This is a genomic window from Burkholderia sp. IT-111MI5, from assembly GCF_949752865.1.
GTDB classification, from domain to species: Bacteria; Pseudomonadota; Gammaproteobacteria; order Burkholderiales; family Burkholderiaceae; genus Burkholderia; species Burkholderia pyrrocinia_C.
This window is the reverse complement of sequence record NZ_CATKIF010000066.1, coordinates 272,594-283,219: the sequence shown is the minus strand read 5'-3', so window position 1 is coordinate 283,219 and position 10,626 is coordinate 272,594. Positions and strand designations below refer to the sequence as shown.

The window sequence follows — 10,626 nt, the reverse complement described above, 5'->3', positions numbered from 1 at the left end:
TCGGGGTGGTGCGTTAGAATGCGGTTTCCGGATTATATGTGCTCCGGATTTTCGGATTTATTTATTTCGGATTTGAGTTATTTTCGCTTGGAAATTAATAAAATCAAGCGAATGTTGTGTCGCATTGAATCGATATGCCGGAATGTAGTCCGGATGAAACGAAACCGGCGCGCGGCAGGCGATTTTCCCCGACGGTGAAAGCCGTACGCATCGCGTGCGCACGAAATCGCCCGCCACGCCCGAACGTTGCGGACGACGGTCTCGCCGTGCGGGAATTGGAAAGCGGGAAGGGCGCCGGCGCGCGGCGCTCAGAAGTCGATCGCGTCGTCGGAATCGCCGTCGGCGGCGGTGGCGAGCGCTTCGCGTGATTCGTGCGGTGCCGAGGCCGACGCGTCGAGCGCCGGATTGCGCAGCTTCTCGAGCACGCGTTCGGGCACCGGGATCTGCATCCGCGCGGCGACGTCGCCGCACTGGAACATGATCAGCTCGCCCGGCTCGAACGCGGTCCAGACCTCGTTGTCGGTGAGCGGCTGCGTCGCGATCACCGCGACACGATCCTCGGGCGTCGTGTATTTCGCGAAGTCGATCGACAGGTCTTCGTCGACGAGATGCGCGGTCGAGAACGGCCAGCGCCGCACGAGGTAGTGCAGCCGCGTCGAGCAGTGCGCGAAGAGCGCCTGGCCGTTCGACATCAGGAAGTTGAACACGCCGTGATCGGTGATGCCGCGCGTGAGCTCGCCGACGCGTTCGAACAGTTCCGGCAGCGGCGGCTGCGCGCCGGGAAATGCCTCGCGCAGCCCCTGCATCAGCACGCAGAACGCCTGTTCGCTGTCGGTCGTGCCGACCGGGTGGTAGACGCTGCCGTCCATGTTCGGCGCGTAGTCCTGCAGGTCGCCGTTATGCGCGAAGATCCAGTGCCGGCCCCACAGCTCGCGCATGAACGGATGGCTGTTCTCGAGCAGGATGTGCCCTTGCGTCGCCTTGCGGATGTGCGCGATCGTGTTCTTGGACTTGATCGGGTAGCGCTTCACCATTTCGGCGATCGGCGAGGTAGCCGATGCCTGGTGATCGATGAACAGGCGGCAGGCCTTGTCTTCGAAGAACGCGATGCCCCAGCCGTCGGCATGGTGATCGGTGAGCCCGCCCCGGGCCGCGAAACCTGTGAAGGAGAATGTGACGTCCGTCGGCGCGGCGCAGTTCATTCCTAGGAGTTGGCACATTTTACTTGGGGCGGCAGGCAGAAGCGGGGGGGTAACGAACCGGGCGAACCCCGGTACAATGCGGCTTCTAGCATATCACCGAGCCCTGAGCGGTAAAAAGCGGATTCCGCTGGCCAAAGGCCTCGTGTTGCGGTTTGCCGTCAGTCGGCCCGCGCACGTGTGTTCCGGCCCCGCTGATGGCCAGTCCGTTCCTCACGACGCCTCCTATGACTGCCTCGAACGCTTCCTCCCCGGCGACGCTTTCGCTCGCCCGTCCCGACGACTGGCACCTGCACCTGCGAGACGGCGACATGCTGGCCGCCGTGCTGCCGCACACCGCGCGCCAGTTCGGCCGCGCGATCGTCATGCCGAACCTGAAGCCGCCGGTGACGACCACCGCACAGGCGCAGGCCTATCGCGAGCGCATCCTCGCCGCGCTGCCGGCCGGGATGACGTTCGAACCGCTGATGACGCTGTACCTGACCGACAACACGCCGCCCGACGAAATCCGCCGCGCGCGCGAAAGCGGCTTCGTGCACGGCGTGAAGCTGTATCCGGCAGGCGCTACGACGAACTCGGACCACGGCGTCACCGATCTCGCGAAATGCGCGAAGACGCTCGAGGCGATGCAGGAAACGGGCATGCCGCTGCTCGTGCACGGCGAGGTGACCGATGCGTCGATCGACCTGTTCGACCGCGAGAAAGTCTTCATCGACCGCGTGATGACGCCGCTGCGCCGCGATTTCCCGGGCCTGAAGGTCGTGTTCGAGCACATCACGACGAAGGACGCGGCCGACTACGTGCGCGATGCCGACGCGGCGCCCGGCCTGCTCGGCGCGACGATCACCGCGCATCACCTGCTGTACAACCGCAACGCGCTGTTCGTCGGCGGGATTCGCCCGCATTACTACTGCCTGCCCGTGCTGAAGCGCGAGACGCATCGCGTCGCGCTGGTCGAGGCCGCGACCTCGGGCAACCCGCGCTTCTTCCTCGGTACCGACAGCGCACCGCATGCGCGCGGCGCGAAGGAAACCGCGTGCGGCTGCGCAGGCTGCTACACGGCGCTGCACGCGCTCGAACTGTATGCGGAAGCGTTCGACCACGCCGGCGCGCTCGACAAGCTGGAAGGTTTCGCGAGCTTCTTCGGCGCCGATTTCTACGGGCTGCCGCGCAGCGCCGAGACGGTCACGCTGCGCCGCGAGGCGTGGGAACTGCCGCGCGAGATCTTCGCGGGCGATACGCCGGTCGTGCCGCTGCGCGGCGGCGAGACGATCGGCTGGAAACTCGTGTGACCGGCGCGCCGCCGCGCGAAGCCGGCCACACGGCCGGCAGCGGGGCGGCGGATTTCGCGCGGATCGACTGGTCCGCGCCGTGGCTTGCGCAGTACGCGGAGCCCGGCCGAGCCGCGCAGGCGGCCGCACGGGCGGGCGATGCCGCGCTGCTCGACGCGCTGAACGGCGTTTTGCGCGACGGCGGGCGCGTCAGCGGTCGCGGCAGGCCGCTGCGGTTCGTGCCGCAGGCCGAACTGCCGCCTGGTGTCGCGTACGAGACCCATATTGCCGACACCGGCGGCGTGCCGACCCGCCACAATCTTCACGACTTCTTCAATGCGCTCGTCTGGTTCGCGTATCCGCACATCAAGGCCGCGTTGAACGCGCGCCAGGCCGCCGCGATCGACGCGGCGGGCGGCGTCGGGCCCGTGCGCGGCACGCTGCGCGATGCGCTCACGCTGTTCGACGAGAATGCCGCGCTGTTCGTGACGGCCGACCGCGCGCTCGTCGATGCGCTGCGCGGCTTCGACTGGCCGCGGCTGCTGGTCGCCGCACGCGACGCGTGGGGCACGCGCTGCGAAGCGCGGCTCGTCGGCCATGCGCTGCTCGAGAAGCTCGTCGCGCCTTACAAGTCCTGCACGGCGCACACGTGGATCGTCGAAGTGAGCGCCGACTATTTTTCGTGGCCCGACGCGCAGCGCACTGCGCATGTCGATGCGCGTGTCGCCGCCGAACTCGCGACGCGCGAGTTGGCGAGCCGCGATTTCTCGCCGCTGCCGGTGCTCGGCGTACCGGGCTGGTGCGACGCGAATGCCGGCGCCGCGTTCTACGACGATCCGGCCGTATTCCGCAGCGGTCGCCGCACGCGCGCAGCCGGCGGCGGCGCGCAGTGCTAGAATGCGCGTCGCAAAGCAGGCTAGGCAGTCGCGGCCTCGCCGCCTTCGGGCGCGCGGGGGCGAGGAAAGTCCGGACTCCACAGGGCAGGGTGATGGCTAACGGCCATCCGTGGCGACACGCGGAACAGGGCAACAGAAAGCAAACCGCCGATGGCCCGGCGCAAGCCGGGATCAGGTAAGGGTGAAACGGTGCGGTAAGAGCGCACCGCGGCGACGGCGACGTTCGCCGGCACGGTAACCTCCACCCGGAGCAATTCCAAGTAGGCAGGCGCGCATCTTCGGATGCAGGACGGGGCCCCCGTCTCGTCTGCGGGTAGGAAGCTTGAGCGCGTCAGCAATGGCGCGCCTAGAGGAATGGCTGCCACGCGCTGTGCGCTTCGGCGCGCAGCGTGCACAGAATCCGGCTTATCGGCCTGCTTTGCCATTCGAATGCGAAAGGGCCGGCGTCTCCTTGCGGAGCGCCGGCCCTTTTTTCGTGCGCGAGCGCCGTGCGTTCAGGCGGCGACGATGTCGAACGAATGCGTGAGTTCGGCCGTCTTCGCGATCATGATTGACGCGGAGCAGTACTTGTCGTGCGACAGGTTGATCGCGCGTTCGACCGTGGCCGGGTTCAGGTTGCGGCCGGTGACGGTGAAGTGGAAGTGCACCTTCGTGAACACCTTCGGGTCTTCGCTCGCGCGTTCGGCCTTCAGCGTGACCGAGCAGCCGGTGACTTCCTGGCGGCTCTTCTTCAGGATCAGCACGACGTCATAGGCCGTGCAGCCGCCGGTGCCGAGCAGCACCATTTCCATCGGGCGCGGCGCGAGATTATGGCCGCCGCCTTCGGGCGCGCCGTCCATCGTGACGAGATGCCCGCTTCCGGTCTGGGCCGAAAACGCCATGCCGTCCTGACCCATCCAGCTTACTTTGCATTCCATGCTTGCACTCCAGCGTTGCCTGATTCGGATTCGATCCGGCATTGTAGCCCGCAGCGCTTCGGTCGGCTGATGCGGTGCACGACGTGCAGCACCGGAGCCGCGCGAGCGGTGCGCGACAGCGTGCCGAGCGGCGATTTCCCTGTTGTTTTTAGGGGTTTTACTCTAGGTGTGGGCTATCTTTGTTCGCCTTGGTCGGAGTCATGTGGTTGATTTTAAACAGGAAATTGAATTTTTCTGCCAATCGTCCGAAATTTCGCATTATGGTCTTTGATTTCGCAATGTAAATTTTCTTGTGAAGCCGGCGGCACGTTCGTATAATGAGCCTCATTGGTTGTCGCGCTGCGGCAACCTCCGAATGTCTCCTCCACCCTCCTCCTAAGGTGGATTAAGCCCGAACCAGCCGTTCGGGCTTTTTTTCGTCCCATGCAAACATCGGCGCGCGGCTTGCGCGCCCCGGCATCCCCCGGCATTCATTACGCAGGCTGCCGTGCGGCCGGCTGCGATGTCGCGTCGGGCGGTGTGCCGCGCAAGCGTGCGTCGGGTGCCGGCGCGGTCACGGCCGACGCATGGCCGTGGCCACGTGCGCAGAAGTGGCGGACGCGTTCGCGCACCGCACGCAGGCGGGCGACGCGATCCTCGGCATGGGCGGTCCGGGCTTCGGCAATGCGCGCATCGAGCGCGTCGAGCTTGGCTTCGCAGCCGACCTGGGCGGCGACGGCAGGCGCCGCGGCGGCCAGCAGCGCGGCCGCGAAGAAGGGCGTAAGTCGTTGTTTCATCATGCTTGTTTGTTGTTTTCCGTATTCGGCCGGTCTGGCGCGGCAAGGTCATGTGCCGCGCGTCGATGGGTGCCTCCCCGGGCGCTCGGATCGCCTGGCTTGTCGGGGCACGACCGAATTTTCGCCCATTTCGGGCGCCGCGGACACGGGACGTGGATTCCCTTTGACCGCGTTGCCGTATTTCCTTTATAATTCAGGGCTTTTCCGCATTCATGCCCACGGAAAAAGAACAGGGAGAGCCTGCACCGCGCCTCGAAGCGCACACAGACAAGCAGGAAGAACACATCGGGCAAAGCATTTTTTTTGGATCGATCATGAAGACGTTTTCCGCAAAAGCCCATGAGGTGACGCGCGAATGGTACGTGATTGACGCGACGGATAAGGTTCTCGGCCGTGTTGCCAGCGAAGTGGCACGCCGTCTGCGCGGCAAGCACAAGCCTGAGTTCACCCCGCACGTCGACACTGGTGATTTCATCATCATCATCAACGCGAGCAAGTTGAAGGTCACGGGCAACAAGACGCTGGACAAGAAGTACTACCGTCACTCGGGCTACCCGGGCGGTATCTATGAAACGACGTTCGGCAAGATGCAGGAACGCTTCCCGGGCCGCGCGCTCGAGAAGGCGGTCAAGGGCATGCTGCCGAAGGGCCCGCTCGGCTACGCGATGATCAAGAAGCTGAAGGTCTACGCAGAAGCGACGCATCCGCATTCGGCTCAACAGCCGAAGGCGCTCGAGATCTAAGGGGACCCACATGATCGGTAACTGGAACTACGGTACGGGCCGCCGCAAGAGCGCAGTCGCACGTGTCTTCATCAAGGCTGGCAAGGGCGACATCATCGTCAACGGCAAGCCCATCGCTGACTACTTCTCGCGCGAAACGTCGCTGATGATCGTGCGTCAACCGCTGGAACTCACGAACCACGGCCAGACGTTCGACATCAAGGTGAACGTGAACGGCGGCGGTGAAACGGGTCAGGCAGGCGCAGTGCGCCACGGCATCACCCGTGCACTGATCGACTACGATGCGACGCTGAAGCCGTCGCTGTCGAGCGCAGGCTTCGTGACGCGCGATGCGCGTGAAGTCGAGCGTAAGAAGGTCGGTCTGCGCAAGGCACGCCGCGCCAAGCAGTTCTCGAAGCGTTAATTTCCGCTTCATGGCCGCGCCGCTTTCGGGCGGCGCCCGCCGGAAAAACCGCCAGCTTTCGCGCTGGCGGTTTTTTTATGCCCGCTGCGAGGCCCGTGCTGCGGCGGCTTGCACGGGCAGGTTTGATGAAATCGACAAGAACCTATTGATTTCATGGACTTCAGCACGATCTTCTGATCGGCCCTACAATAGCGGCTAAAGCTTCTTGGAGAGTTCGCAATGAACGCTGTTACCGAATCCGCAGCAACGACGACCGAAATGCCGCTTCCGTTCGTCTTTACCGACGCAGCGGCCGACAAGGTCAAGCAACTGATCGACGAAGAGGGCAATCCCGACCTGAAGCTGCGCGTGTTCGTGCAGGGTGGCGGCTGTTCCGGCTTCCAGTACGGCTTTACGTTCGACGAGGAAGTCAACGAGGACGACACCGTGATGAACAAGAACGGTGTCCAGCTCCTGATCGACTCGATGAGCTACCAGTATCTGGTCGGCGCCGAGATCGACTACAAGGACGACATCAACGGCGCCCAGTTCGTGATCAAGAACCCGAACGCGACCACCACCTGCGGGTGCGGTTCGTCGTTCTCGGTCTGAGCGCACGACAGATCAGCGCCGGTTCGCCGGAATGAAAAACGGGGCATGAAGCCCCGTTTTTTTATGCTCGTGCGCGGCGCCTGCCGGGCGGCAGGCTTTACGTCAGCCCGGATAGAGCGCGCCGAGCACGCGGTGGCCGGCCGCACCGGTGACCGTCGCGAGATTGCCGGGCTGGCGCGCGGTGAAGCGATACGCGAGCCACGCGAACGCGAGCGCCTCGACCTGTTGCGGCGGCACGCCGAGCGCGGCCGTCGTATCGACCGTGGCCGGCACGCCGGCCTCGCGCAGCGCGTGCCGGAGCGCGTCGAGCAGCACCGGATTGCGTGCACCGCCGCCGCACACGAAGACGGCCTTGCAGCCGGGTGCGTGCTGCGCGATCTCCCGTGCGACCGAGACCGCGGTGAGTGCCGTGAGGGTCGCCTGCACGTCCTCCGGCGCGACCTGCGCGAACGCGGCGAGCTTCGCGTCGAGCCACGCGGGATTGAACAGGTCGCGTCCGGTGCTTTTCGGCGGCGGCGCGGCGAAATACGGTTCGTCGAGCAGCGCATCGAGCAGCGGCGCGTGTACGGTGCCGCGCGCGGCGAACTTGCCGCCGTCGTCGTAAGGCTTGCCCAGATGGCGGGTCGCCCACGCGTCGATCAGCGCATTCGCGGGGCCGCAGTCGAAGCCGCGCACGTTGCCGCCTTCGCCGGGCAGAATCGTGATGTTGCTGATCCCGCCGAGATTGCAGACGACGCGCGTCTCGCCCGGCGCACCGAACACCGTCGCATGGAACGCCGGCGCGAGCGGCGCGCCGTGGCCGCCGGCAGCCACGTCGCGGCTGCGGAAATCGGCGATCACATCGACATGGGTCAGCTCGGCGAGCAGCGCCGGGTTGTTGAGTTGCCGCGTATAGCCGCGTTCGGGGCGATGGCGCACCGTCTGGCCGTGCACGCCGATCGCGCGAATCTCGTCGCGCGACAGCCCCGCGGTGCGCTGCAATTCGTGGCAGCACACCGCGTAGCGCGTGACGAGCGCGTTCGCCGCGAGCGATTCGCGGTCGATCTCGTTGTCGCCGGGCTGCTGCAGCGCGAACAGCGCGTCGCGCAGCGATTGCGCGAAACCGACGAACGCTTCCGCGAGCACGGCCGGCGCCTTGCCGGCCTCGAAACGCACGGCGACGCCGTCGACGCCGTCCATGCTGGTTCCCGACATCAGCCCGAAGTAGATGCCGTCGGCCGGATGGACGTTTTGCGGCTGTCGTTGCGGCACGTTGGGTTCTCCTGGATCGTATGGCGCGGGCCCGTGCCGCGCACCTTGCGCCCGATTATCCGCGCAACGTGACGCGCCGTTAAGCGATGCGCGCGCAAGTTATGGGAAAATCCCTGTTTTTGCGACATTCTTCCTGGCACCGATGAGCACCGAACCCAGTTCCAAGCCCGTTTTCCCGATCACCGACGAAGTCCGGCATGCGCTCGCCGTCACGAAGCGCGGCGTCGACGAGCTGCTGATCGAGGAGGAGTTCGCGCAGAAGCTCGCGCGCAGCGCGGCCACCGGCACGCCGCTTCGCATCAAGCTCGGCCTCGACCCGACCGCGCCCGACATCCACATCGGCCACACGGTCGTGCTGAACAAGATGCGTCAGCTGCAGGACCTCGGCCACACGGTGATCTTCCTGATCGGCGATTTCACGTCGCTGATCGGCGATCCGTCGGGCCGCAACGCGACGCGCCCGCCGCTCACGCGTGAGCAGATCGAGTCGAACGCGAAGACCTACTTCGAGCAGGCCGCACTCGTGCTCGATCGCGAAAAGACCGAGATCCGCTACAACAGCGAATGGTCGATGCCGCTCGGCGCGGACGGGATGATCAAGCTCGCGTCGCGCTACACGGTCGCGCGGATCCTCGAGCGCGAGGACTTCACGAAGCGCTTCCAGGGCGGCGTGCCCATCTCGATCCACGAATTCCTGTACCCGCTGATGCAGGGCTACGATTCGGTCGCGCTGAACGCCGATCTCGAACTCGGCGGCACCGACCAGAAGTTCAACCTGCTGGTCGGCCGCGAACTGCAGAAGCAGTACGGCCAGGAACAGCAGTGCATCCTGACGATGCCGCTGCTCGAAGGCCTCGACGGCGTCGAGAAGATGTCGAAGTCGAAGGGCAACTACGTCGGTATCAGCGAGAAGCCGACCGACATGTTCGGCAAGCTGATGAGCATCTCGGATACGCTGATGTGGCGTTACTTCGAGCTGCTGTCGTTCCGCAGCATGGACGAGATCGTCGGCTTCAAGCGCGAAGCCGAAGGCGGCCGTAACCCGCGCGACTTCAAGGTGCTGCTCGCGCAGGAAATCGTCGCGCGCTTCCATTCGCAGGCCGACGCCGAGCGTGCGCTCGAAGACTTCAACCACCGCGCGAAGGGCGGCGTGCCGGACGACATTCCGTCGGTCACGCTGGCGGGCGCACCGCTGGCGATCGGCCAGTTGCTGAAGCAGGCCGGCCTCGTGCCGTCGACGAGCGAAGCGCTGCGCAACATCGAGCAGGGCGGCGTGAAGATCGACGGCGCGACCGTGTCGGACAAGGGCCTGAAGGTCGAGGCCGGCGAGTTCGTCGTGCAGGTCGGCAAGCGTCGCTTCGCGCGCGTCACGCTGACCGCATGATCGCGCTGATCCAGCGCGTGAAGCGCGCCGACGTGCGCGTCGGCGACCGCACGACGGGCGAGATCGGCGCGGGCCTGCTCGCGCTGGTCTGCGCGGAGCGCGGCGACACCGACGCGGCGGCCGACAAGCTGCTGGCGAAGATGCTCGGCTACCGCGTGTTCAGTGACGCGGCCGGCAAGATGAACCTACCGGTGTCGAATATCGACGGTGCGGGCCGCGCGGGCGGCCTGCTGCTCGTGTCGCAGTTCACGCTGGCGGCCGATACCAACAGCGGGCTGCGCCCGAGCTTCACGCCGGCCGCGCCGCCCGACGAAGGCGCGCGGCTGTTCGACTATTTCGTCGCGGCCGCGCGGGCGCGCCATCCCGTCGTCGAGACGGGCGAGTTCGGCGCCGACATGCAGGTATCGCTCGTCAACGACGGCCCCGTGACGTTCTGGCTGCAAGTGCGGCCCTGATGCTTCCCCGGAGACGCGCCGCGATGGCCACCACGCAGATTCTTTTCATCCGCCATGGCGAGACGGCCTGGAACCGCATCAAGCGCATCCAGGGGCATATCGACATCCCGCTGGCCGATTCGGGGCTCGCGCAGGCGCAGCGACTGGCCGCGCGGCTCGAGCGAGAGGCGCGCGAGGGTGCGCGGCTCGACGCGGTCTATTCGAGCGACCTGATGCGCGCGCAGCAGACCGCGCAACCCTTTGCCGATGCGCTCGGGCTGCCGCTGCAGTTGCGGGACGGGCTGCGCGAACGCTCGTACGGCGCATTCCAGGGGCACGACAGCACCGAGATCGAGGCGCTGTTTCCGGACGCGTACGCGGCCTGGCAGACGCGCGATCCGGGTTTCGCGCCGGAAGGCGGCGAGTCGCAGCGTTCGTTCTATCACCGCGTGCTGCATGCGCTCGAACCGATCGTCGCCGCGCATCCGGGCGGCCGGATCGCGTGTGTCGCGCATGGCGGCGTGCTCGACTGCGTGTACCGTTTTGCGAATGGTCTCGATCTGTCGGCGCCGCGCAACTACCAACTGCTCAATACGAGCATCAACGTCGTCGATTACGTGGATGGCCGCGCGCAGGTCGTGCAGTGGGCCGACGTGTCGCACCTGGACGCCGAGAGCGACGACGACGGTTATCGCAAGGTGCTCTGAGCACGCGGGGCCGGCCGGGATTCCCCCTTCCTCCTGCGTGACGCTTACTGCGGC

General features: G+C 65.9%; 12 protein-coding genes and 1 other RNA gene. 9 read left to right on the top strand and 4 right to left on the bottom strand.

The genetic code is table 11. The features are described 5' to 3' along the window. Positions 1-308: 308 nt before the first annotated feature. Entirely contained in the window at positions 309-1,220 is a 912-nt protein-coding gene (locus ACM6JT_RS30730) for a class II glutamine amidotransferase (RefSeq protein WP_414857848.1), read from the bottom strand. Between the two features lie 206 nt (positions 1,221-1,426). Here ACM6JT_RS30730 and pyrC point away from each other — a divergent pair, with 206 nt between their 5' ends. The 3 genes from pyrC (at position 1,427) to rnpB (ending at position 3,790) form a co-directional block, all read left to right on the top strand. Continuing rightward, positions 1,427-2,491 carry a dihydroorotase gene (pyrC, locus tag ACM6JT_RS30725; protein WP_034182734.1) on the top strand — a complete coding sequence of 355 codons (1,065 nt, stop codon included), beginning with the start codon at positions 1,427-1,429 and terminating at the stop codon, positions 2,489-2,491. After that, positions 2,488-3,366, top strand: coding sequence for a DUF3025 domain-containing protein (locus tag ACM6JT_RS30720; RefSeq protein ID WP_414857847.1), 879 nt, complete (start codon positions 2,488-2,490; stop codon positions 3,364-3,366). Before pyrC ends, ACM6JT_RS30720 begins: the two co-directional genes overlap by 4 nt. 12 nt (positions 3,367-3,378) lie before the next feature. Next, positions 3,379-3,790: RNase P RNA component class A (rnpB, locus tag ACM6JT_RS30715), an RNA gene on the top strand. Between the two features lie 70 nt (positions 3,791-3,860). Here the strand turns inward: rnpB and ACM6JT_RS30710 are convergent. Together ACM6JT_RS30710 and ACM6JT_RS30705 are read right to left on the bottom strand one after the other, a co-directional pair. Further along, on the bottom strand, positions 3,861-4,325 hold the full coding sequence (locus ACM6JT_RS30710) for an OsmC family protein (RefSeq protein ID WP_072436316.1): 465 nt from the start codon (positions 4,323-4,325) through the stop codon (positions 3,861-3,863). Between the two features lie 431 nt (positions 4,326-4,756). Then, positions 4,757-5,062 carry a DUF1090 family protein gene (locus tag ACM6JT_RS30705; protein ID WP_105389842.1) on the bottom strand — a complete coding sequence of 102 codons (306 nt, stop codon included), beginning with the start codon at positions 5,060-5,062 and terminating at the stop codon, positions 4,757-4,759. Between the two features lie 311 nt (positions 5,063-5,373). Between ACM6JT_RS30705 and rplM the strand changes: the two genes are divergently transcribed. From rplM to erpA, 3 genes are all read left to right on the top strand, one after another. Next, a complete protein-coding gene (rplM, locus tag ACM6JT_RS30700) occupies positions 5,374-5,802 on the top strand; it encodes a 50S ribosomal protein L13 (RefSeq protein ID WP_009687896.1) in 429 nt (142 codons plus the stop codon). A gap of 10 nt (positions 5,803-5,812) precedes the next feature. After that, positions 5,813-6,205, top strand: a complete 393-nt coding sequence (gene rpsI, locus ACM6JT_RS30695; protein ID WP_006476904.1) for a 30S ribosomal protein S9 — start codon at positions 5,813-5,815, stop codon at positions 6,203-6,205. A gap of 219 nt (positions 6,206-6,424) precedes the next feature. Next, positions 6,425-6,796, top strand: a complete 372-nt coding sequence (erpA, locus tag ACM6JT_RS30690; protein WP_034182738.1) for an iron-sulfur cluster insertion protein ErpA — start codon at positions 6,425-6,427, stop codon at positions 6,794-6,796. 102 nt (positions 6,797-6,898) lie between these two features. Here the strand turns inward: erpA and ACM6JT_RS30685 are convergent, their stop codons facing one another. Then, positions 6,899-8,047 carry an anhydro-N-acetylmuramic acid kinase gene (locus tag ACM6JT_RS30685; protein ID WP_131948002.1) on the bottom strand — a complete coding sequence of 383 codons (1,149 nt, stop codon included), beginning with the start codon at positions 8,045-8,047 and terminating at the stop codon, positions 6,899-6,901. Positions 8,048-8,189: 142 nt separating this feature from the next. Between ACM6JT_RS30685 and tyrS the strand changes: the two genes are divergently transcribed. The 3 genes from tyrS to ACM6JT_RS30670 are packed head-to-tail and all read left to right on the top strand — an operon-like array spanning position 8,190 to position 10,572. After that, the gene (gene tyrS, locus ACM6JT_RS30680; RefSeq protein ID WP_034182740.1) at positions 8,190-9,431 is read left to right on the top strand and encodes a tyrosine--tRNA ligase; all 1,242 of its coding nucleotides are present in this window, start codon (positions 8,190-8,192) and stop codon (positions 9,429-9,431) included. Beyond that, positions 9,428-9,886: a D-aminoacyl-tRNA deacylase gene (gene dtd, locus ACM6JT_RS30675; RefSeq protein WP_034182741.1), complete on the top strand. Its 459-nt coding sequence runs from the start codon at positions 9,428-9,430 to the stop codon at positions 9,884-9,886. Before tyrS ends, dtd begins: the two co-directional genes overlap by 4 nt. 23 nt (positions 9,887-9,909) lie before the next feature. Continuing rightward, on the top strand, positions 9,910-10,572 hold the full coding sequence (locus ACM6JT_RS30670) for a histidine phosphatase family protein (RefSeq protein ID WP_414857846.1): 663 nt from the start codon (positions 9,910-9,912) through the stop codon (positions 10,570-10,572). The last annotated feature ends 54 nt before the right edge of the window (positions 10,573-10,626 follow it).

What these genes read in the sequence shown, in the direction of transcription:
- ACM6JT_RS30710 (WP_072436316.1), bottom strand. Translation starts at nt 4,325, where the DNA reads ATGCCGGATCGAATCCGAATCAGGCAACGCTGGAGTGCAAGCATGGAA.
- pyrC (WP_034182734.1), top strand. Translation starts at nt 1,427, where the DNA reads ATGACTGCCTCGAACGCTTCCTCCCCGGCGACGCTTTCGCTCGCCCGT.
- ACM6JT_RS30730 (WP_414857848.1), bottom strand. Translation starts at nt 1,220, where the DNA reads ATGTGCCAACTCCTAGGAATGAACTGCGCCGCGCCGACGGACGTCACA.
- rpsI (WP_006476904.1), top strand. Translation starts at nt 5,813, where the DNA reads ATGATCGGTAACTGGAACTACGGTACGGGCCGCCGCAAGAGCGCAGTC.
- erpA (WP_034182738.1), top strand. Translation starts at nt 6,425, where the DNA reads ATGAACGCTGTTACCGAATCCGCAGCAACGACGACCGAAATGCCGCTT.
- tyrS (WP_034182740.1), top strand. Translation starts at nt 8,190, where the DNA reads ATGAGCACCGAACCCAGTTCCAAGCCCGTTTTCCCGATCACCGACGAA.
- dtd (WP_034182741.1), top strand. Translation starts at nt 9,428, where the DNA reads ATGATCGCGCTGATCCAGCGCGTGAAGCGCGCCGACGTGCGCGTCGGC.
- ACM6JT_RS30670 (WP_414857846.1), top strand. Translation starts at nt 9,910, where the DNA reads ATGGCCACCACGCAGATTCTTTTCATCCGCCATGGCGAGACGGCCTGG.
- rplM (WP_009687896.1), top strand. Translation starts at nt 5,374, where the DNA reads ATGAAGACGTTTTCCGCAAAAGCCCATGAGGTGACGCGCGAATGGTAC.
- ACM6JT_RS30705 (WP_105389842.1), bottom strand. Translation starts at nt 5,062, where the DNA reads ATGATGAAACAACGACTTACGCCCTTCTTCGCGGCCGCGCTGCTGGCC.